We start from the raw sequence: 20,829 nt of genomic DNA on the forward strand, positions 1-20,829 counted from the left end.
CGGTTCCTCTTGTGATCAGTCGACCCAGGTCACTCTGCCGGTCCGGCGACGCGATCACCAGAGGGGTGCCCTGGTCACCGGGCTCGCAGGTTCGCCCGCAGGGCACCCAGGATGACCCCGGGGGTGGCCAGCGAGTCCGGATGCTCACGCATGGACACCACCTCGTTGAACCGGCGGGCGGTGGCGATATCCGTGATGGTGGCGTTGACGATCTGCCGGCTGACCCAACTGGAGAGCCGGTAGCCCCGGGGGTAGGGGCCGTCGACATGCGGCAGGGCCAGATCAGCGGAGGTGGACATCGACCAGGCGGCGTCGACCACCACCTGTTGCAGGGCCAGGAACTCCCGGGCCGGCTGGCGCAGATCCGGCCCGGGCCGCAGGTAGGTCGACAGGCAGGCGGCGTGCAGGGCCGCGGCCGTGATGCCCTGCCCGTACACCGGGTTGAAGGAGGCTACCGCGTCACCGACCGGGACCAGCCCGGCGGGAAAGCGGCGCAGGGTGTGGAAGTCCCGCCGTCGGCTGTCGCCGTGGCGGTAGGTCTGCACCTCGCCGAGCAGTTCACTGTCGGCGACCTCGCGGAACTCCGGTGGGAACTGCTCGCGCAGCCGACGCAGGAAGTCCTCCGGGGTACGGCCCGGACGATTGTCCGCGTAGCCGGCCATCATCGCCATCCACCGGCCCTCCTCGATGGCGAAGAAGGCCGCCCCCGCCACCTCCGGCGACCTCCGATAGCTGTTCAGGGCCATCACGACGGTGTGCTCCGGATCGTCCTGTCGACGCCGGAACACGACGGTGGCGTAGTTGAGCTGCACGTTCATCCGGCGCATCGCGGGCCGCTCCCACCCGGCCTGCTCCAGCCAGTCGGAGAGCCGACTGGACCGGCCCATGGCGTCCACCACCAGATCCGCCTGCTCCACCCCGGGCCGACCGCCGACCTCGTACTGGACTCCAGTGGCGCGGTCCCCCTCGATCAGCAGACCGGTCGCCCGTGCGGTGACCGTCTTGACGTTGGGCAGCCGCAGCACCTGCTGCCGGATCAGCCCCTCCAGCAGGGGGCGGCTGCCGGCCAGGCTGTCGGCGTCGTCCGGTACGACGACCTTCAGCCGCCCGTCCAGGTAGGTGCGTCGGGCCGCAGGGGGCGCCTCGATCGCCCCCTGGGCCAGGGCCAGCCGACGAAACCCGGGGAAGAGTCGTTCCAGGTGCAGGAAGCCGCCCGGCAGCAGGGCGTGCAGTTGGGTGCCCTGCGGAACCCCGGGCCGGGGGCCCGGGAGGTGCAGGTCGTCCCGGTCGATGACGACGACGCCGGCCGCGTGGTCGGCCAGCACCCGCGCGGCCAGCAGGCCGGCGACACTGCCACCGAGCACGACGGCCTTGTCGATGAACGGTGACGGCTCGTCGGGGGGCCGCACCGCGTTCAACGCCGCGAAGACCTGAGCCGCAGAGAGGGACATGGGCTCTCCAAGGGGGTACGAGGTGCCGCCCACCCCGTACGCCTGCCGTGGTGCCGGCACGGCGACCGGCCGGCGGGCGGGCGGGTCGGCATGGCGCTCATCGATCGTTGCACAGCCGGGGCCTGGCGTCCGACCCGCCGCCGGGTGTCCGGGTCACGACACTCGGCCTCCTGGATGGAGGGTGGTGTCGCCCGGGGCGGTGGTGGTGCGGGGGCCCAGCCGGTTGACCAGGTAGCCGAAGGCAGCCGCGGTGAAGAACATGACAAGGGCGTAGACGGCCGCCGGGACCGCCATCCGGCTGCTGTCCAGCAGGGCCGGGCTGAGTGCGATCGTGATGGCCAGGGTGCTGTTGTGGATGCCGATCTCGAATCCGGCCGCCTTGGCCGCATCGCGGTCCACCCCGGCCAGTCGGGGTACGCCGTACCCGATCGCGAGGCTCAGCAGGTTGAACGCGAGCACGGCGAGACCGACCGAGACGAAGTAGTCGGCCAGGTTCTCCCGGTCGCCGATCACGGTACCGGCGATCACCGCCACGAGTACGACCACCGACAGGATCCGCACCGGCCGGTTCAGGCTCGCGGCCAGGCGGGGCACCCAGGCCCGGACCAGCATGCCGAGGATGACCGGTACGAGCACGACGGCGAAGACCTGGAGCACCTTGTCGAACTGGAGACCGATGCTGCGCCCGTCAGCGAGGAAGTACGCCGCCGAGAGGTTGACCACGATCGGCAGGGTGAACACGGCGAGCACCGAGTTGATGGCGGTGAGGGTGATGTTGAGCGCCACGTGCCCGCCGAAGAGGTGACTGTAGAGGTTGGCCGTGGTGCCGCCGGGAGATGCCGCTAGCAGCATCATCCCGACGGCCAGTTCCGGCGGCAGGCCGAAGGCGAGCACCAGACCGAAGCAGAGCGCCGGTAGCAGCAGCACCTGGCAGGCCAGTGCGATCACGGCGGCCTTGGGATGGTGGGCCACCCGGCGGAAATCGGCGACGGTCAGGCCGAGACCCAGACCGAGCATGATGACGCCGAGGGCGATGGGTAGTCCGATCAAGGTCAGGGGGGAGTCCATGACACAACATCGTTACCACCCGGTAACGCATTCACCATCATCCGTGTGGCTGGATACGCGAAAGCCAGGACCTGGTTGTACGGCGACCGGGGCAGCCCCTCGGCCGAGCGGACCTTGCACCGAGGGCCGCCCCGGTGCCCGGCTACCATCGCCCGATGGATCTTCGAGGAACGATCAGCCCTGATCGCCCGCTGCTTGTGCTGGCCCTCGCGGAGGAGGCCGCGCACCTCGATGGGCGCCTACCGGTGCTGCTCACCGGCATGGGGAAGATCAATGCTGCCGCCGCGATCGCGGGGACTCTGGCCCGCGAGCCGCAGCCCTCGGCGGTGGTCAACCTCGGCACCGCGGGCGCCCTGCACCCCGGCTGGGCCGGCATCCACGAAGTCGGCAGCGTGCTGCAACACGACCTGGACACCGCCTTCCTCCACCGGTTGACCGGGCAGACCGTCGGGGCGCCGGTGACCCTGGGCGAAGGTCCGGTGCTGGCCACCGGCGACCAGTTCATCGCCGACGACCGGGCCCGCGCCGCCCTGGCCACCCGCGCCCACCTGGTCGACATGGAGGGCTATGCGGTCGCCTCGACCGCCCAGCGGTTCGGCGTACCGGTGCGTCTGATCAAGCAGGTCAGCGACGAGGCCGGCGCCGGGGCGGCGAGCAGCTGGCAGGAGTCCGTGGACCAGTGCGCCCGGCTGCTGGCCGACTGGGTCCGCGACCACCTCTGAGTCGGTCAGTCGGCGGCCGCCGGGGCGCAGCCGGGCAACTCCGCCGCCAGGCAGCTGGCCTGATTGCCACCCGCGCGCTTGGCGGCGTACATCGCCTGGTCGGCGACGCTGAGGGCCTGCTCCAGGCAGTACGCCGGACCGTGGGCGACCCCCACGCTGACCCGTACCGGCCAGGCGGTCAGGCCGCCGACGGCGGCCACCGTCCGCAGGCCCACCTGCCGGGCCAGTGCGGCATCCGCCCCCGGCAGGATGGCGACGAACTCGTCGCCGCCCAACCGTGCCACGAAGTCGCCCGGCCGAACGCTGGCGGTGAGCAGGTCCGCCACCGCCCGCAGCACCTCGTCACCGGTGGCGTGGCCCAGGGAATCGTTTATGTGCTTGAACCGGTCGATGTCCACCGCCAGCACGGCCACCGGGCGGTCGGCCAGGTCGGGATCGGTCAGCTCACGCAGGAACCGGTCCAGCCCCCGCCGGTTGGCCACCCCGGTCAGGGGGTCGGTCCGCGCCGCCCGCTCGGCCTGCTCGTGCTGCCAGCGCAGCGCATCGTAGGCCTGCATGGTCATCGCGGTGTGCAGCCAGTGATTCCGTTGCCGCCACAGCAACTCGGCCAGGGCGTCGCCGTAGGTCAGCCCCGGCCGGGCACCGGGCGAGCCGGTCGCCGCCAGCAGCACCGCGTGGGTACGGTGCACCGCGGCCGAGATCAGCCAGTCGGTCTCCGCCGACAGCAGGGTGACGGCCTCCTCGATGACCCGTAGAGCCTGCTCGGGTCGCCCCGATCGGCGCAGGGCCACCGCGTGGAAGGGCCGGCACAGCAGGATCTCCTGATGCTGCTCGGACACCCCGTGGATGCGCAGCAGCTCGGTGTAGCGGGGGATGTCGGCAGCCGCACCGGCCGGGTCCTGACGGTCGGCACGGGAGCAGGCCGCGTACAGCAGGGCGGAGAGCCGCCACACCTCCGCCTTGGGGCCGGAGGCCTCGGCGGCGGCCCGTATCGCGTACTCCTCCGCCGCGCCGGTGTGCCGTTCCGCCTCGGCCACCTGACCGACCTGGTACAGCTCCAGGGCCCAGATCAGGTTGAGTTCGGCCAGGTTGCACAGCCACATCGCCCGGTTGCCGTTGTCCGGATAGGACTCTCGTCGGGTCGCCTCGTAGGCCGCCTCGAACTGGGGTGCGGCCAACTCGTACAGGCGAAGCTGGGCGTAGCCGATCGCGATTCCGGTGTGCGCGTTGCCCACGATCACCGGGTTGGGTTCGTCGGCCAGCAGGGCGGTCTGGGCGCTGACCAGGTCCCGCAGCACCGCCTCGATGTCGTACTCGGCGATGTTCTGGCCGCCCAGGCGCAGCCGTCGGGTCGCCCGCAGCGACAGGGCGCAGGAACGCCATCCGGCGCTGCCCTCCCGGTCGGCCGCGGCCAGCATCAGGTCGGTGGCGTCGATCGCGGCGCGCAGTTCACCCAGCCGGGTCAGCGCCACGACCCGGGCGAAGTGCATCGCCGCCGGACCGTCGCTGAGCTGTCCGGTCGGTTCGCGAAGCGCCGCCTCCGCGGCCGTCAGCACCTGCGCCGCAGCACCGGCCTGCGCCTCCTCAAGGAGGCGGAGCGCCCCGAGGGTCACCTCGTCCATGCGGCCTCCGCACCGCCCAGGTAGGAAATCAGCCCGATGGTACGGCAACGACTCAGTCGGGATGACCCGGCCGGGCGGGCGGTCCGCCCGTTGACCCGATCGTCGGCAGCGGCAGTTCGATCGCCGCCGGCCCATCCAGCCGTAGGGCGGAGTGGGCCGGTGGCTGCTTCTCGGCCCGGGGCAGCCGGGTGTGCAACCGGCCCCGCCCGGCCGGCTCCGACCGGACGGTGACCTCGCAGGTCACCATCTGGATCGGGGGCGGGGGTGGGGTGAACCGGCCGGTGCCCCAGCGCAGCCAGAGGGGAATCCGCCCGGCCTCCGCCTCGGCCAGCAGCTTCTCCCAGGTACGGCGGCGGGTGCCGTGGTCGACCTCGAGGACGACCGGCGGCCCGTCGGGACGGGCGCAGGCCACATCGAGCACGGACTGCTGGGCCGACATCGGCGGCGGCAGCGGCAGCACGCTGGGGGCCCGACGGTAGACCCGCCAACCCTGCTCACGTGCCCAGCCGACCACGGTGTCGACCAGCCGGGCGGTGACCTGGTCGGTGGTCAGGTCGGTGAAGGCCAGCCGGTCGACCCGCTGCGCCAGCGACCCCGCCAGCCACCGCCCCTGCTCGCCGACCTCCATGCCCGCAGCCTAACCACCCCCCGTTCCCACCCCTGGTGGTGGCGGAGTTCAGGGCAGCTGTTGGAGGCGGATCAGGTTGCCGGAGGGGTCGCGTACGGCGCAGTCCCGCAACCCGTACGGCTGGTCGGTCGGTTCCTGGACCACCTCCACCCCGGCGGCCTGGAGCCGGTCGAAGGTCTCGTCCAGTTCCGGGGTGGCCAGCAGGAGGCCGGCGTAGGTGCCCTTGGCCATCATCTCGGCGATGGTGGCGCGCTCATCCGAGGTGATGCCGGGGTCGACCGCCGGCGGGGTCAGGACGATGGAGGTGTCGGGCTGGCCGGGGGGACCGACCGTCAGCCAGCGCATCCCGCCGTGCCCCACGTCCAGGCGGACCTCGAAACCGAGGATGTCGCGGTAGAAGGCCAGTGCCGCCTCCGGGTCGGTGTGCGGCAGGAAGCTGGCATGGATGGTGATGTTCATGCTGGTCACGCTAATCGCGCCCGGACCGGTGCGGCTTCTCGAATCCTGACCGCTTCCTCACCGGCCCACATAGCCGGCCAGGTGCTCACCGGTGACGGTGGATCGGGCGGCGACCAGGTCGGCCGGGGTGCCCTCGAAGACGATCCGGCCGCCGTCGTGCCCGGCCCCCGGACCGAGGTCGATGATCCAGTCGGCGTGGGCCATGACCGCCTGGTGGTGCTCGATGACGATCACCGACTTGCCGGCGTCGACCAGCCGGTCGAGCAGCCCCAGCAGGTGCTCGACGTCGGCCAGGTGCAGGCCGGTGGTCGGCTCGTCGAGAACGTAGACGCCACCCTTGTCGGCCATGTGGGTGGCCAGCTTCAGCCGCTGCCGTTCACCACCGGAGAGGGTGGTGAGGGGCTGCCCCAGGCTCAGGTAACCGAGCCCCACATCCGCCAGCCGGGTGAGGATGGCGTGCGCCGCCGGGGTACGGGCCGCCCCCTCGCCGAAGAAGGCCTCGGCCTCGGTGACGGACATGGCCAGCACCTCGCTGATGTTGCGCCCGCCCAGGTGGTATTCCAGCACGGAGGCCTGGAACCGCTTGCCCTCGCAGTCCTCGCAGGTGGTGACGACACCGGCCATCATGGCCAGGTCGGTGTAGATGACCCCGGCCCCGTTGCAGGTCGGGCAGGCGCCCTCGGAGTTGGCGCTGAACAGGGCCGGCTTGACCCCGTTGGCCTTGGCGAAGGCCTTGCGGATGGGTTCCAGCAGGCCGGTGTAGGTCGCCGGGTTGCTTCGCCGGGAGCCACGGATCGCGGTCTGGTCCACCGCCACCACCCCGTCGCGCCCGGCCACCGAGCCGTGGATCAGGGAACTCTTGCCGGAGCCGGCCACCCCGGTGACCACGACCAGCACCCCCAGCGGGATGTCGACATCGACGTCGCGCAGGTTGTGGGTGGCCGCGCCCCGGACCTCCAGCGCCCCGGTGGGGGTACGCACCTTCTCCTTGAGGGTGGCCCGGTCGTCGAGGTGCCGTCCGGTCAGGGTGTCACTGGCCCGCAGACCCTCGACGGTGCCCTCGAAGCAGACCGAGCCGCCGGCCGTACCCGCCCCGGGGCCCAGGTCGACCACATGGTCGGCGATCGCGATCATCTCCGGCTTGTGCTCCACCACCAGTACGGTGTTGCCCTTGTCCCGCAGCCGCAGCAGCAGGTCGTTCATCCGGGCGATGTCGTGCGGGTGCAGCCCGACGGTCGGCTCGTCGAAGACGTAGGTGACATCGGTCAGCGAGGAGCCCAGGTGCCGGATCATCTTGGTGCGTTGGGCCTCGCCGCCGGAGAGGGTGCCCGAGGGGCGGTCCAGGGAGAGGTAGCCGAGCCCGATCTCCACGAAGGAGTCGAGGGTGTGCCGCAGCGAGGTCAGCAGCGGCGCCACGCTCGGATCGTTGCGCGACCGCACCCACTCGGCCAGGTCGCTGATCTGCATCGCGCAGAGGTCCGCGATGTTGCGCCCGTCGATCTTCGAGGAACGGGCCAGTTCGCTGAGCCGGGTGCCACCGCAGTCCGGGCAGGTGGCGAAGGTGATCGCCCGGTCGACGAAGGCGCGGATGTGCGGCTGCATCGCCTCCCGGTCCTTGGACAGGAAGGACTTCTGGATCCGGGGGATCAACCCCTCGTAGGTCACATTGATGCTGTCGACCTTGATCTTGGTCGGTTCTTTGTAGAGGAGGTCGTTGAGCTCGCGCTTGGTGAAGGCGCGGATCGGCTTGTCCGGGTCGAAGAAGCCGCTGCCGCTGAAGATGCGGACGTACCAGCCGTCCGCGCTGTAGCCGGGAATGGTCAGGGCGCCCTCGTTGAGGGATCTGCTGTCGTCGTAGAGCGCGGACAGGTCGAAGTCGCTGACCCGGCCCATCCCCTCGCACCGTGGGCACATGCCGCCGGTGACGCTGAAGCTGCGGCGTTCCTTCGTCGTGGTGCCGCCGCGTTCCAGGGTGATCGCACCCGCCCCGCTGACCGAGGCGACATTGAAGGAGAAGGCCTGCGGCGAGCCGATGTGCGGCTGACCCAGTCGGCTGAACAGGATCCGCAGCATGGCGTTGACATCGGTGACCGTGCCGACCGTCGAGCGGGAGTTGGCACCCATCCGTTCCTGGTCGACGATGATCGCGGTGGTCAGCCCGTCGAGCACGTCGACCTCGGGCCGCGCCTGGGTCGGCATGAAGCCCTGCACGAAGGCGCTGTAGGTCTCGTTGATCAGCCGCTGCGACTCGGCCGCGATGGTGCCGAAGACCAGGGAACTCTTGCCCGACCCGGAGACCCCGGTGAAGACCGTCAGCCGACGCTTGGGGATCTCGATGCTGACGTCCTTGAGGTTGTTCTCCCGCGCGCCGTGCACCCGGATCAGGTCATGGCTGTCGGCGACGTGCGCCGAGGGGGTCCCGGCGCTCGTGGTCCTGGTCATCGTCTTCTCCATCCCCGTGAGCGTTCGCCGGTCACGCTAGCCGCGGCCGTTCCGTCGACGCTTCTCGAATCCTGATCGGCCGGGTCACCTGCCGCGACACGCACCCGGGCATCTCGGCCGCCCTCGTGCGCGCCTGCCGCCGGTAGATGCTGGGCGGTACTCCGACCAGCTCGGTGAACCGGGTGCTGAAGGTACCCAACGACCCACAACCGACCGTGAAACATACCTCGGTGACCGTCAGATCGCCGCGCCGCAACAGCGCCATCGCCCGCTCGATGCGCCGGGTCATCAGATAGGCGTACGGCGATTCCCCGTAGGCCAGGCGGAACTGGCGGCTGAGGTGACCGGCGGACATGTTCACCCCACGGGCCAGCGCCTCGACGTCGAGGGGCTGGGCGTACTCGCGGTCGATGCGATCCCGGACCCGACGCAGCCGCGCCAGATCCTTCAGCTGCTCGGCCGAGGCTCTGCCGGTCACCCGCGAAATCGTGCCACGATGCCGAGTGGTTGCCCAGCAAGCACGCGGGTGCGGCACACCGCACCGGGCCTTTACCGTCGAGATGGGGGTCGATGACGGTATCGCGCAGGTGAGGTGAAGACACCAAAAGGTTTTGTGTGGTTCCTACAATCCGGCCGCGCAGGGTTCGGCGGTTACGGCATGGCGCGACCCGTTCTCAGGCAGAACAGTGTTCACTGCCGGGGCCGCCGTCCTGCCGCCTCGTTCGTCACAGGATCTACCGGAGGGGTCGATCGGGTGTTCAGCCGTATCGCCATCGTCAACCGTGGTGAGGCCGCCATGCGGCTCATTCACGCGGCCCGAGAACTGGCTGCGCAGACCGGGACACGGATCGAGACCGTCGCCCTCTACACGGATGTGGACCGCACCGCCACCTTCGTACGGGAAGCGGACCTGGCCTATGAGCTGGGCCCCGCCTCCGCCCGGCCGTACCTGAACCTGGCCACCCTGGAGCGCGCCCTGCTGGCTACCGGCGCCGACGCGGCGTGGGTCGGTTGGGGCTTCGTCGCCGAGGATCCGGCCTTCGCTGAGTTGTGCGAGAAGATCGGGGTCACCTTCATCGGGCCCAGCCCGGAGGCGATGCGCCAGCTCGGCGACAAGATCGGCGCCAAGCTGATCGCCGAGCAGGTCGGGGTGCCGGTGGCCCCGTGGAGCCGGGGCGCGGTCGAGAACCTCAACGCCGCGCGGGCCGCCGCCGCCGAGATCGGTTACCCGCTGATGCTCAAGGCGACCGCGGGCGGTGGCGGGCGCGGCATCCGAGTGATCACCAGCGAGGCCGAGCTGGCCGAGGCGTACGAGCGCACCAGCCAGGAGGCGGCGCGGGCCTTCGGCAGCGGAGTGGTGTTCCTGGAGCGCCTGGTCACCGGCGCCCGGCACGTCGAGGTCCAGGTGATCGCGGACGGTCAGGGCACCGCCTGGGCCCTGGGGGTACGCGACTGTTCGGTGCAGCGCCGCAACCAGAAGATCATCGAGGAGTCGGCCTCCCCGGTGCTCAGCCCGGAGCAGACCGCCGAGCTCAAGTCCTCGGCCGAGCGACTGGCGCTGGCCGTCGGCTACCGGGGGGCGGCGACGGTCGAGTTCCTCTACCACCCCGGCGACCGGCTGTTCGCCTTCCTGGAGGTCAACACCCGGCTCCAGGTGGAGCACCCGATCACGGAGTCCACCACCGGTTTCGACCTGGTCAAGGCGCAACTGTGGGTGGCCGCGGGTCGGCGACTGGAAGGTGAGCCGCCCGTCGAGCGGGGGCACGCCATCGAGGCCCGACTCAACGCCGAGGACCCCGACCGGGACTTCGCCCCCTCCCCCGGCCGGGTGGCCCGACTGGACCTGCCCGCCGGACCGGGCATCCGGGTGGACACCGGCATCAGCGAGGGTGACACCATCCCGGCCGACTTCGACTCGATGATCGCGAAGATCATCGCCTACGGTCGGGACCGCGACGAGGCCCTGGGTCGACTCCGCCGGGCGATGACCGAGACCACGGTGATCATCGAGGGGGGCGCGACCAACAAAAGCTTCGTGCTCGACCTGCTCGACCGGCCCGAGGTCATCGACGCCAGCGCGGACACCGGCTGGATCGACCGGGTGCGGGCCGACGGCGAACTCGTCGGGCACCGGCACTCCGCGGTCGCCCTGGCCGCCGCCGCCATCGAGTCGTACGAGGAAGAGGAGCGCGACGAGCGGCACCGGCTGCTGGCCACCGCGGCCGGTGGGCGCCCTCAGGTGCAGCATGTCGGCGGCCGACCCCTGGACCTGAAACTGCGCGGGGTCGGCTACCGGATGCGGGTGGCCCGCACCGGGGCGCACCGGTTCCGGGTGGGGATCGAGACCGGCGGCGAGGTCCGTACCGCGGATGTCGAACTGGACCGTTTCGATCGGCACACCGGACAGATCGTCGTCAACGGGGCCCAGCACCGGCTGCTCACCGCCACCCACGGGCCGATCCACCTGGTCGAGGTGGACGGGGTGACCCACCGGGTCAGCCGCGACGAGGGTGGGGTGCTGCGGGCGCCCATGCCCGCCCTGGTCGTCGCCACCCCCCTGGCGGTCGGCGCGGAGGTCGAGGCCGGGGCGCCGGTCCTGGTGCTGGAAGCCATGAAGATGGAGACCGTGCTGCGGGCGCCGTTCCGGGCCCGGCTGCGGGAATGCGCGGTAGCGGTCGGCAACCAGGTGGAGGCGGGCACCCCCCTGCTGCGGCTGGACCCGATCGGCGACGGCGAGGCCGAGGCCGGTGAGGACCCGGCCGCCTCGGCCGTCGAGTTGGACCTGCCGGCCGCCCCCGAGCAGGTCCCGGTGCTGGAGCGCACCCGACGCGGCCAGGAGGACCTGCGGGGTCTGCTACTCGGCTTCGATGTGGACCCGCACGACGACCGGCGGGTGCTCGACGACTACCTGCTGGCCCGGCAGGCGGCCACCGAGGACGGGCACCGGCCGCTGGCCGAGGAACTCGACCTGCTCAACGTCTTCGCCGACCTGGCCGAACTGAGCCGCAACCGGCCCACCGGTGAGGACGGTGGCAGTGCCCACGTGCACAGCGACCGGGAGTACTTCCACACCTATCTGCAGAGCCTGGATGTCGAACGGGCCGGCCTGCCGGCCACCTTCCAGGCCAAGCTGGCCCGGGCCCTCGGGCACTACGGGGTGACCGAACTGGACCGCTGCGCCGAGGTCGAGGCCGCAGTCTTCCGGATCTTCCTGGCCCAGCAGCGGGCCACCGCCGACGCCGCGGTCGTCACCGCGCTGCTGCGCGCCTGGTTGCCGGAGCCGCCGCCGGAGGAGGCCCTGCGCGAGCCGGTGGGCCTGGCCCTGGAGCGGCTGCTGGCCGCCACCCAGGTCCGCTTCCCGGTGATCGCCGACCTGGCCCGGGGGGTGGTCTTCGCCTGGTTCGCCCAGCCGCTGCTGCGCCGCAACCGGGCCCGGGTCTACGCCGAGGTCCGCAAGCACCTGCGCCACCTGGATGCCCAGCCGGACGCCCCGGACCGGGCCGAGCGGGTGGCCGCGATGGTACGCAGCACCGAGCCCCTGGTCCGGCTGCTGGGTCAGCGGCTGCTGCGCGACCGCTTCGACAACACCGTGATGCTGGAGGTGCTGACCCGGCGCTACTACGGCAACAAGCAGCTCATCGGGGTCCGCACCCGCCCGGCGGCCGGCTGCACCTTCGTGGTCGCCGAACGGGCCGACTCCTCCCTGGTGTCCGCCGCGGTGGGCTTCGAGGCCTTCGGCGACGCGCTGCGCGGGCTGGCCGAGCTGGCCGTCGACGAGGAGGCCGTCAACGCCGACATCTACCTGGCCTGGGAGAACCAGCCGGAGGACTTCGATGCGATGGCGCAGGCGCTGCTCGCGGTCATCAACGCGCAGCCCCTGCCCCCGCAGGTACTTCGGCTGACCACCACGGTCGCCGGCAGCGGCGGGGCGGTCATGCACCACCACTTCACCTTCCGTCCGGCGGACGGCGGGATGGCCGAGGAGCGGTTGATCCGGGGCCTGCACCCGTACATCGCGCAGCGGATGCAGCTGGAGCGGCTGCACAAGTTCGACCTGACCCGGCTGCCCTCGGCGGACGAGGAGGTCTACCTGTTCCAGTGCGTGGCCCGGGAGAATCCCTCCGACGACCGGCTCGTCGCCTTCGCCCAGGTGCGGGACCTGACCGAGCTGCGGGACCACGACGGTCGGCTGGTCGCGCTGCCGACCACGGAGGACGCGGTGGCGGCCTGCCTGGACTCGATCCGCCGGGCCCGGTCCCTGCAGCCTTCGAAGAACCGCTTCCCCACCAACCGCATCGTGATCTACGTGTGGCCGCCGAGCGGCCTGACCCGGACCGAGATGGAGATGATCGCCGAGCGGGTACGCCCGACGACCGCGGGCGCCGGGTTGGAGGAGATCCTGTTCATCGCCCGGCAGCAGGACCGGGCCACCGGCCAGTTGACCAAGGTCGGGATCCGGATCACCTTCGACGCCACCGGTGGGGCGCAACTGACCGTCGGTGAGCCGCCGGTCGAGCCGATCGAGCCGCTGGACGACTACCGGCTGAAGGTGCTGCGGGCCAGCAGCCGCAACACCGTCTACCCGTACGAGCTGACCCGGCTGCTCGGGGACTTCGTCGAGTACGACCTCGACGAGACCCACACCCTGGTGCCGGTGGACCGGCCCAAGGGCCGCAACAGCGCGGCGATCGTCGCCGGTGTGGTCAACACGAAGACCGCCCGGCACCCCGAGGGCGTCACCCGGGTCATCCTGCTCGGGGACCCCACCAAGGCCCTGGGCGCGCTGTCCGAGCCGGAGTGCCGGCGGGTGATCGCCGCCCTGGATCTGGCCGAGCGGATGCAGGTGCCGTTGGAGTGGTACGCCCTGTCCGCCGGTGCCCGGATCTCGATGACCTCGGGCACGGAGAACATGGACTGGGTGGCGGCGGCCCTCAAGCGGATCGTCGAGTTCACCCAGGACGGCGGTGAGATCAACATCGTGGTGGCCGGCATCAACGTGGGCGCCCAGCCGTACTGGAACGCCGAGGCCACCATGCTCATGCACACCAAGGGTGTGCTGGTGATGACGCCGGATTCGGCGATGGTGCTCACCGGCAAGCAGTCGCTGGACTTCTCCGGCGGGGTCTCCGCGGAGGACAACTTCGGCATCGGTGGCTACGACCGGGTGATGGGCCCGAACGGGCAGGCGCAGTACTGGGCGCCCAACCTTCCCGCCGCCCGCGACGTGCTGATGGCGCACTACGACCACACCTACGTCGCGCCGGGCGAGTCGGCACCTCGGCGTACGGACACCACCGACCCGGTGGACCGGGACATCTCCGACTTCCCGCACTCGGTGGCCGGCAGCGACTTCAGCACGGTCGGCGAGATCTTCTCCGCCGAGTCCAACCCGGACCGCAAGAAGCCCTTCGACATCCGTACGGTGATGCGGGCCCTGTCCGACCAGGACCATCCGGTGCTGGAACGCTGGGCGGGGATGGCCGACGCGGAGACCGCGGTGGTGCAGGACGTCCACCTCGGCGGCATCCCGGTGTGTCTGCTCGGCATCGAGTCGCGGTCGGTGCCCCGGCACGGGTTCCCGCCCACCGACGGCCCGGACACCTACACGGCCGGCACCCTGTTCCCCCGGTCGTCGAAGAAGGCCGCCCGGGCGATCAACGCGGCCAGCGGCAACCGGCCGCTGGTGGTGCTGGCCAACCTGTCCGGCTTCGACGGCTCGCCGGAGTCGATGCGCAAGCTGCAACTGGAGTACGGCGCCGAGATCGGTCGGGCGATCGTGAACTTCCGTGGGCCGATCGTGTTCTGTGTGATCTCGCGGTACCACGGTGGCGCCTTCGTGGTCTTCTCCAAGGCGTTGAACCCCAACATGACCGTGTTGGCCCTGGAGGGCTCGTTCGCCTCCGTGCTGGGTGGGGCGCCGGCCGCCGCGGTGGTGTTCGCCCGCGACGTCGACGCGCGTACCGCCGCCGACGCCCGGGTGCGGGAGTTGCAGGCCCGGGTGGCCGCCGCGGCCGGTGCCGAACGCGCCACCTTGACCGCGGAACTCGACGAGCTGCGCTCGGCGGTACGGGCGGAGAAGCTCGGTGAGGTGGCCGCGGAGTTCGACCGGGTGCACGACATCCACCGGGCGGTGCAGGTCGGCTCCGTCGACGCGGTGATCCGCGCGGCCGAGCTGCGTCCCCGCATCATCGAGGCCATCGAGGCCCGCCTGGGGTGAGACCGGACACGGCGGGGTCGGCGGTGAGCCGGCCCCGCCGTGGCGGTGCGACGCCCCCACCGGTCGCGGCGGGGCGATTACCGTACGACGCTGTGCAGTCGACTGAGGTCAGGACCGCCACCCCGACGAGCCTCTGCCGATCTGGGTGATGCGGCAGTGACCCACCCGGGCGGCAGTTGTCAGGCCAGGGACAGGAACAGCTTCTCCATCTGATCCAGGTCTGCCTTGCGTTCCTCGCCGGGGGCGGCGGTGACGCACTGCTGGAGACCACTTGCGATGATCTTGAATCCAGCGCGGTCCAGGGCCCGGGACACGGCGGCGAGCTGAGTCACCACCTCGGCGCAGTCCCGCCCGTCTTCGAGCATCCCGATGACCCCGCGGATCTGCCCCTCGGCGCGGCGCAGCCTCTTGATCACGTCACCGACGGCGTTCTCGTCGACCTGCATGTCCACCCCTCTCGATCGGCGGCCCCAACAGTACACCCGGGGGTATACCCTCGAACTGCTTCACCGCCCGCCACCAGGCATTTGTCGCTCGGCCCTCCGTCGGACATACTCGGTTACGACATACCCCCCGGGGTATCCAGATCCACTGATCGAGGAGAGTCACGTGACCGCCAGCAACACCTCAGCCGCCATCGACGTCGCCACCGCCCGCGCGCTGATCGCCGAGAACCCGGACACGTTGATCGTCGACGTGCGTACGCCCGGGGAATATGACAGCGCTCACGTCCCCGGCTCGATCAACCTGCCGCTCGACCAGGTCGACGCGCACCTGGGCCGGATCGTCAACGACGCCGGTGGCCGGATGCTGCTGATCTGCCAGTCCGGTGCCCGGGCCAGCCAGGCCTGCACCAAGCTGGTGAACGCCGGACTGCCCGCGGCCACCGTGGTCACCGGCGGGATGAACGCCTGGATCACCGCGGGCGGCCCGGTGCAGCGGGGTCGGGAGCGGTGGGGCCTGGAGCGCCAGGTGCGCCTGGTGGCCGGCAGCATCGTCCTGCTGTCGATCCTGATCAGCATCTGGGTGCCGGGGGCCCGGTTCGTGGCCGGTTTCATCGGAGCCGGTCTGACCTTCGCCGCCCTGACCAACACCTGCGCCATGGGCATGATGCTGACGAAGCTGCCCTACAACCGGGGTGCCGGCTGCGACACCGACGCCTCCCTCGCCCGGCTCAGCGAGCCCGGGCTGCGGGCATGAGTGCGACCTACCCCCGGCAGGATCACACCGGCCTGGCCCGGGTGGTGCCGCTGATCGGCTGGTTGCGGCACTACGACCGCAACATCCTCCGGCACGACCTGGTGGCCGGTCTGACCGTGGCCGTCATGTTGGTGCCGCAGAGCATGGCGTACGCCCCCCTGGCCGGTATGCCGGCCGTCACCGGCCTGTACGCCTCGATCGTGCCGCTGGTGGTCTACGCCCTGCTGGGTACCTCCGGCTCCCTGGCCGTGGGCCCGGTGGCCATCACCGCCCTGATGACCGGCGCGGCGCTGGCTCCCCTGGCCGAGGGTGACCCGGCCCGGTACGCGGCCCTGGCCGCACTGCTGGCCCTGCTGGTCGGTGCCATCCAACTGCTGCTGGGAGTGCTGCGGCTGGGGGTGCTGGTCAACTTCATGTCCCATCCGGTGCTGTCCGGGTTCACCTCGGCGGCGGCGATCGTCATCGCCGCCAGCCAGGTCAAGGACCTGTTCGGGTTGAACATGGGCCGGGCGGACACCTTCGGGCAGACCGTGTCGGCGCTGTGGGACTCCGCCGGCACCGCCCACGGTCTGACCATCGGGGTGTCCCTGGTCAGTGTCCTCGCGCTGGTGCTGCTGCGCCGGTACGTACCCCGACTGCCCGGCGCCCTGCTGGTGGTGGCCGGTATCACCGCGGTCAGCGCGGCGTTCTCCCTCGGCGAGCGGGGGGTGAAGATCCTGTCGGACGTTCCGGCGGGCCTGCCGGCACCGGCGCTGCCCAGCCTGTCCGGCCAGGACCTCCAGGCGCTGCTGCCGGCGGCGATCGCCATCGCGCTGGTGGCGTACCTGGAGGGCATCGCGGTGGCCAAGACCCTGGCCGCCAAGTCCCGCCAGCAGGTGGCCCCGGATCAGGAACTGGTCGCGGTGGGTGCGGCGAACGTGGCCGCCGGCCTGTTCCAGGCCTTTCCGGTGGCCGGTGGCTTCTCCCGCAGCGCGGTCAACTTCTCCGCCGGGGCCCGTACCCCGGTGGCGACCCTGGTGACCGCGGCGATGGTGGCGATCACCGCCCTGCTGCTGACCCCCGCCTTCCACCACCTGCCCCGGGCGGTCCTCGCCGCGATCGTCGTGGTCGCCGTGCTGGGTCTGGTCGACGGCAGGGGCGCGGCCACCACCTGGCGGGTACGCCGCGCCGACGGGCTGGCCCTGGGCCTGACCTTCCTGGTCACCCTGATCCTCGGGGTCGAACCGGGGCTCGCCGCCGGGGTGGCCTTCAGCCTGGGGGTGTTCCTGTGGCGCTCCGCCCGGCCGCACACCGCCGAACTCGGCCGGGTGCCGGGCACCGACCGGTACCGCAACGTGCAGCGGTTCACCGGCCTGCTCACCGACCCGCGATACGCGATCATCCGGGTCGACGGGCCGCTCTACTTCGCCAACGCCCAACGGCTGTCCGACCAACTGCTCGGCCTGGCCGAACAGCGGGAGGGTCTGGTGGCCGTGGTGTTGGACGCCAGCGCGATCACCGATGTCGACACCGACGGCGCGACCGCCCTGGCGGAGCTGCGGGAGCGGTCTGCCGCCCGCGGGGTGGCCCTGCACCTGGCCACCGTCCGGGGCCCGGTGCGCGACCTGCTGGACCGCGCCGGGGTGTGGCGATCGGTCAGCGAAGCGGGCCAGGTGCACCCCGACATCCCCACCGCCCTGGCGGCGGCCGGGAGCCCCACGGCGGCCTTGGCGGGGGTCGGTGGCGGTGCCGAGGTCGGGCGGGAGCGATGACCGAATCCCAGCGCTTCGCCACGATCGTCACCTGCATCGACGGGCGCATCCAGCGTCCGTTGGAGGAGTGGGCGAGAGAACACCTCGATGTCGACTACCTGGACACGATCACCGAACCGGGACCCGCGGCGGTGTTGACCGCCACCGGGGAATCGCACCTGACCGCGGTCCTGGAGAAGGTGGCGGTGTCCCAGCGGGCCCACGGCAGCGGCACCCTGGTCATCGTCGGGCACGCCGACTGCGCCGGTAATCCCGTCTCCGCCGACGAGCACCGCGACCAGCTCCGCCGGAGTGTGGCGCGGCTGGCGCGCCGGTTGCCCGGCACCCGCATCCTCGCGGTGCACGCCGACCAGTGCGGGGAACGCTGCTGGGATCCCGAGCTCGTCGCTGAGGTCTCCCCGCCGCCTGCCGGGCCCTGACCTCGTCTTTCAGCCCCACCGGTCATCGAGTTGCGTTGGTCACGACCGCCCGACGCATACCCCCGGGGGTATATATTGGGAAGCGGTCATCGCCCGTCATCACTGCGAAGGAGTCGCCAGAAATGCTGTTCACCCAGTACTACCTGGATTGCCTGTCCCAGGCGTCGTACCTGATCGCCGACGAGAGCACCAAGCGTGCCGTGCTGGTCGACCCCCGCCGGGACATCGACGAGTACCTCGCCGACGCGCGGGCCCGGGGCCTGACCATCGACGGGGTGATCAACACCCACTTCCACGCCGACTTCCTCGCCGGTCACCTGGAGGTGGCGGCGGCGACCGGTGCCTGGATCGGCTACGGCCATCGCGCCGAGACGGAATACCCGATCCGCAAGCTGCGCGACGGGGAGCGGATCAGCCTGGGCGAGGTCACCCTGGAGATCATGGAGACCCCGGGTCACACCCCGGAGTCGATCAGCATCCTGGTCCACGAGCGTGCCGAGGACCCGGTGCCGTACGGGGTGCTGACCGGCGACGCCCTGTTCATCGGGGACGTCGGCCGCCCCGACCTGCTCGCCTCCCTCGGGGTGACCGCCGACGAGTTGGGCCGGATGCTCTACGACAGCGTCCAGCGCAAGCTGATGGGCCTACCCGACGAGGTTCGGGTCTTCCCGGCCCACGGCGCCGGTTCCGCCTGCGGCAAGAACCTCTCCACCGAACGGCAGTCCACCATCGGTGAGCAGCGCCGCACCAACTACGCCTGCGCCCCGATGAGCGAGGAGCAGTTCGTCGCCCTGGTCACCGGCGGGCAACCGGCCGCCCCCGGCTACTTCGCCTTCGACGCCGTGCTCAACCGCAAGGCCCGCGAACTGTTCGACCCGACCCGGGGGGCCCGCCCCCTCACCACGGCCGAGTTCGCCCAGGCCCACGCCGAGGGCGCCGTGGTGGTCGACACCCGGGACCCGCAGGAGTTCGCCACCGGGCATGTCCGGGGTGCGATCAACATCCCCGCCGACGGCCGGTTCGCCGAGACCGCCGGCAGCGTCCTGGCCCCGGAGCACCGGATCCTGGTGGTGGCGCCGCAGGACCGCGAGGAGGAGATCGTCGTACGCCTGGCCCGGATCGGGTTCGACCAGGTGCTGGGCTACCTGCGGGAGCCGGAGGCCGCCTTCCTGGAGATGATCGCCCAGATGACCCGGGCCAGCCGGGTCACCGCGACCGACCTGCGGGAGGCCCTGGAGCGGCCCGAGCCGCCGGTGGTGCTCGACGTGCGCAACGCCGGCGAGCGGGAGCAGGGCGCGGTCGAGGGCTCTCTGCACATCCCCCTGGCCGAGCTGACCCGCCGCCTCGACGAGGTGCCGACCGATCGTCCGGTCGTGGTGCACTGCGCCGGCGGCTACCGCTCCTCGGTGGCGGCCAGCCTGCTGCGGAGCGCCGGTCGGGCCGACGTGTCCGACCTGCTCGGCGGGTACGGCGCCTGGCAGTCCCTGCTGGCCGCCGCGCGCTGAAGGATCCGGCCGGTCGGGATCGCGGGGTCGCTCAGGACGCCCGATCCCGACCGGCCGACCTGGTCAACAACCGGGCCACCGCCAGCGGCAGCAGATGCAGCACCCCGGCCAGCAGGAGGGCCAGGGTGAGGATCTGGCCGACGGCGAGCCCGTGCAGCGCCAGCACCAGCGCCGCGCAGGCGCCGGTGGACAGCAGGTGCCACCCCAGGCGTCGCACGATCGACCAGGTGGTGGTGGGTGGCTGCGGCTTGTCCTCGCGGGTGCGCCAGGCACCGATCGCCGCGCCGACCGCCACCAGCAGGGCCACCTGCCCGGCCCAGAGGGCCACCCGGCCGACGCCTGCCTCGTTGGTCACCGACGGCGCCAGGAGGGTCGTCGCCGTGAAGATGACGAAGGCGGGCAGCCCGACGAAGACGAAGGCCGTTATCGCCGCCCCCAGCACCCGCCTCGGCGGGCCCTGCTGAGGCTGGACGCCCTTGCTGATGTCGAGCCGTACCTCTTCCGGAGCCCAGGTCAGGTTGGTGGTCACCGGCTGCTCACGCCTCGAAGCTGACATGCCGCGAGCCTAGTGCCGTCCGTCAATCTCCCGGCCTCTCCAGCACGCGGCGCCCCGTTTCGCCGAAACGGCGGGGTCCACGGCGGCGTGATACCGCCGTTTCGGCGAAACGGCGGCGCCCCTGACCGGTCCCTGGCCGGAAACCCCGGGCCCCTGGCTGGAGGCCGCCAGGCCCTCTGACCGGAGGCCCCCGGGCCGGGCGGGCCCGGTGGGATTCCCCGCCGCATCCGGACCCGATAGCCTGCGAGGGCGGGACCTGCCGCGGCTAAGTTCTCGACCAGCGCTGGGCGTGGACGCGACCGCGAGCAGGGTGTCCCGGGTTGTCGCAGTGAGTGTGCGTTGAGTACGGGGTGGGGTTGTCGTGGCGTCAGTGGGGAAGATCATCCGGTTCGATGAGGTTCGCGGTTACGGCTTCATTGCGCCGTCCGCCGGCGGGGAGGACGTCTTCGTCCACGCCAACGACTTCGGCGAGCACCGCCACCAGGTGCGGGTCGGGATGCCGGTCGAGTTCGAGGCGGTGGACAGCGATCGTGGCCTGAAGGCCGCCTCGGTGCGGCTCATCGAGCCGGAGTCGCCCGCAGTCACCGGTGAACGGCGGCTGCGCCCGCGCATCGAGGGCGACGAGGAGTTGTGCGATGTCCTGTCCCCGGCGGAGTTCACCGGGGCGGTGACGGAACTGCTGCTGCGCTGCTCGCCGTCGTTGACCGGCGCCCAGATCATCGCGGTGCGGGAACGATTCATCGAGTTCAGTCGCGCCCACGGCTGGGTCGACGGCTGACCGGCTCGGCC

The 20,829-nt window shown here is 71.4% G+C and carries 16 protein-coding genes; 7 read left to right on the plus strand and 9 right to left on the minus strand.

Features of this window, described 5'->3' with window-relative positions; all coding sequences use genetic code 11:
- Nucleotides 1-74: 74 nt before the first annotated feature.
- Together ABZ795_RS24375 and ABZ795_RS24380 are read right to left on the minus strand one after the other, a co-directional pair.
- Entirely contained in the window at nucleotides 75-1,451 is a 1,377-nt protein-coding gene (locus ABZ795_RS24375; protein ID WP_357532001.1) for an FAD-dependent oxidoreductase, read from the minus strand.
- Between the two features lie 153 nt (nucleotides 1,452-1,604).
- Nucleotides 1,605-2,519 carry a bile acid:sodium symporter family protein gene (locus ABZ795_RS24380; protein ID WP_357532002.1) on the minus strand — a complete coding sequence of 305 codons (915 nt, stop codon included), beginning with the start codon at nucleotides 2,517-2,519 and terminating at the stop codon, nucleotides 1,605-1,607.
- 155 nt (nucleotides 2,520-2,674) lie between these two features.
- Between ABZ795_RS24380 and ABZ795_RS24385 the strand changes: the two genes are divergently transcribed.
- A complete protein-coding gene (locus ABZ795_RS24385) occupies nucleotides 2,675-3,241 on the plus strand; it encodes a nucleosidase (RefSeq protein ID WP_357532003.1) in 567 nt (188 codons plus the stop codon).
- Nucleotides 3,242-3,246: 5 nt separating this feature from the next.
- Here the strand turns inward: ABZ795_RS24385 and ABZ795_RS24390 are convergent, their stop codons facing one another.
- The 5 genes from ABZ795_RS24390 to ABZ795_RS24410 are packed head-to-tail and all read right to left on the minus strand — an operon-like array spanning nucleotide 3,247 to nucleotide 8,870.
- Nucleotides 3,247-4,863, minus strand: a complete 1,617-nt coding sequence (locus tag ABZ795_RS24390) for a GGDEF domain-containing protein (protein WP_327026978.1) — start codon at nucleotides 4,861-4,863, stop codon at nucleotides 3,247-3,249.
- Nucleotides 4,864-4,915: 52 nt separating this feature from the next.
- A complete protein-coding gene (locus ABZ795_RS24395) occupies nucleotides 4,916-5,491 on the minus strand; it encodes a hypothetical protein (protein WP_357532004.1) in 576 nt (191 codons plus the stop codon).
- A gap of 48 nt (nucleotides 5,492-5,539) precedes the next feature.
- A complete protein-coding gene (locus ABZ795_RS24400; protein ID WP_327026980.1) occupies nucleotides 5,540-5,950 on the minus strand; it encodes a VOC family protein in 411 nt (136 codons plus the stop codon).
- 57 nt (nucleotides 5,951-6,007) lie between these two features.
- Nucleotides 6,008-8,392 (minus strand): excinuclease ABC subunit UvrA, encoded by a 2,385-nt coding sequence (locus tag ABZ795_RS24405; RefSeq protein WP_357532005.1) that lies wholly within the window; start codon nucleotides 8,390-8,392, stop codon nucleotides 6,008-6,010.
- 31 nt (nucleotides 8,393-8,423) lie between these two features.
- A complete protein-coding gene (locus tag ABZ795_RS24410) occupies nucleotides 8,424-8,870 on the minus strand; it encodes a helix-turn-helix transcriptional regulator (RefSeq protein ID WP_327026982.1) in 447 nt (148 codons plus the stop codon).
- 276 nt (nucleotides 8,871-9,146) lie between these two features.
- Here ABZ795_RS24410 and ABZ795_RS24415 point away from each other — a divergent pair, with 276 nt between their 5' ends.
- On the plus strand, nucleotides 9,147-14,609 hold the full coding sequence (locus ABZ795_RS24415; RefSeq protein WP_357532006.1) for a carboxyl transferase domain-containing protein: 5,463 nt from the start codon (nucleotides 9,147-9,149) through the stop codon (nucleotides 14,607-14,609).
- A gap of 179 nt (nucleotides 14,610-14,788) precedes the next feature.
- On the opposite strand, the gene ABZ795_RS24420 is transcribed toward ABZ795_RS24415, so the two are convergent.
- A complete protein-coding gene (locus tag ABZ795_RS24420; RefSeq protein ID WP_327026985.1) occupies nucleotides 14,789-15,055 on the minus strand; it encodes a metal-sensitive transcriptional regulator in 267 nt (88 codons plus the stop codon).
- 163 nt (nucleotides 15,056-15,218) lie between these two features.
- Between ABZ795_RS24420 and ABZ795_RS24425 the strand changes: the two genes are divergently transcribed.
- The 4 genes from ABZ795_RS24425 to ABZ795_RS24440 all read left to right on the plus strand — a co-directional run bounded on the left by ABZ795_RS24425 (nucleotide 15,219) and on the right by ABZ795_RS24440 (nucleotide 19,484).
- Nucleotides 15,219-15,809, plus strand: coding sequence for a rhodanese-like domain-containing protein (locus tag ABZ795_RS24425; protein ID WP_357532007.1), 591 nt, complete (start codon nucleotides 15,219-15,221; stop codon nucleotides 15,807-15,809).
- Nucleotides 15,806-17,560, plus strand: a complete 1,755-nt coding sequence (gene sulP, locus ABZ795_RS24430; protein ID WP_357532008.1) for a sulfate permease — start codon at nucleotides 15,806-15,808, stop codon at nucleotides 17,558-17,560. Before ABZ795_RS24425 ends, sulP begins: the two co-directional genes overlap by 4 nt.
- The gene (locus ABZ795_RS24435; protein ID WP_357532009.1) at nucleotides 17,557-17,979 is read left to right on the plus strand and encodes a carbonic anhydrase; all 423 of its coding nucleotides are present in this window, start codon (nucleotides 17,557-17,559) and stop codon (nucleotides 17,977-17,979) included. The genes sulP and ABZ795_RS24435 overlap by 4 nt, the downstream gene beginning before the upstream one ends.
- Before the next feature lie 122 nt (nucleotides 17,980-18,101).
- Nucleotides 18,102-19,484 (plus strand): rhodanese-like domain-containing protein, encoded by a 1,383-nt coding sequence (locus tag ABZ795_RS24440; RefSeq protein WP_327026991.1) that lies wholly within the window; start codon nucleotides 18,102-18,104, stop codon nucleotides 19,482-19,484.
- A gap of 31 nt (nucleotides 19,485-19,515) precedes the next feature.
- On the opposite strand, the gene ABZ795_RS24445 is transcribed toward ABZ795_RS24440, so the two are convergent.
- Nucleotides 19,516-20,040, minus strand: coding sequence for a hypothetical protein (locus tag ABZ795_RS24445; protein WP_357532010.1), 525 nt, complete (start codon nucleotides 20,038-20,040; stop codon nucleotides 19,516-19,518).
- A 361-nt stretch (nucleotides 20,041-20,401) separates the two neighbouring features.
- On the opposite strand from ABZ795_RS24445, the gene ABZ795_RS24450 reads away from it, so the two are divergent.
- On the plus strand, nucleotides 20,402-20,818 hold the full coding sequence (locus tag ABZ795_RS24450; protein WP_357532011.1) for a cold shock domain-containing protein: 417 nt from the start codon (nucleotides 20,402-20,404) through the stop codon (nucleotides 20,816-20,818).
- Nucleotides 20,819-20,829 lie beyond the last annotated feature (11 nt).

The sequence above is a fragment of the Micromonospora sp. NPDC047134 genome (genome assembly GCF_040643455.1).
Lineage (GTDB): Bacteria > Actinomycetota > Actinomycetes > Mycobacteriales > Micromonosporaceae > Micromonospora.

What these genes read in the sequence shown, in the direction of transcription:
- ABZ795_RS24375 (WP_357532001.1), bottom strand. Translation starts at nt 1,451, where the DNA reads ATGTCCCTCTCTGCGGCTCAGGTCTTCGCGGCGTTGAACGCGGTGCGG.
- ABZ795_RS24380 (WP_357532002.1), bottom strand. Translation starts at nt 2,519, where the DNA reads ATGGACTCCCCCCTGACCTTGATCGGACTACCCATCGCCCTCGGCGTC.
- ABZ795_RS24385 (WP_357532003.1), top strand. Translation starts at nt 2,675, where the DNA reads ATGGATCTTCGAGGAACGATCAGCCCTGATCGCCCGCTGCTTGTGCTG.
- ABZ795_RS24390 (WP_327026978.1), bottom strand. Translation starts at nt 4,863, where the DNA reads ATGGACGAGGTGACCCTCGGGGCGCTCCGCCTCCTTGAGGAGGCGCAG.
- ABZ795_RS24395 (WP_357532004.1), bottom strand. Translation starts at nt 5,491, where the DNA reads ATGGAGGTCGGCGAGCAGGGGCGGTGGCTGGCGGGGTCGCTGGCGCAG.
- ABZ795_RS24400 (WP_327026980.1), bottom strand. Translation starts at nt 5,950, where the DNA reads ATGAACATCACCATCCATGCCAGCTTCCTGCCGCACACCGACCCGGAG.
- ABZ795_RS24405 (WP_357532005.1), bottom strand. Translation starts at nt 8,392, where the DNA reads ATGACCAGGACCACGAGCGCCGGGACCCCCTCGGCGCACGTCGCCGAC.
- ABZ795_RS24420 (WP_327026985.1), bottom strand. Translation starts at nt 15,055, where the DNA reads ATGCAGGTCGACGAGAACGCCGTCGGTGACGTGATCAAGAGGCTGCGC.
- sulP (WP_357532008.1), top strand. Translation starts at nt 15,806, where the DNA reads ATGAGTGCGACCTACCCCCGGCAGGATCACACCGGCCTGGCCCGGGTG.
- ABZ795_RS24435 (WP_357532009.1), top strand. Translation starts at nt 17,557, where the DNA reads ATGACCGAATCCCAGCGCTTCGCCACGATCGTCACCTGCATCGACGGG.
- ABZ795_RS24440 (WP_327026991.1), top strand. Translation starts at nt 18,102, where the DNA reads ATGCTGTTCACCCAGTACTACCTGGATTGCCTGTCCCAGGCGTCGTAC.
- ABZ795_RS24445 (WP_357532010.1), bottom strand. Translation starts at nt 20,040, where the DNA reads ATGTCAGCTTCGAGGCGTGAGCAGCCGGTGACCACCAACCTGACCTGG.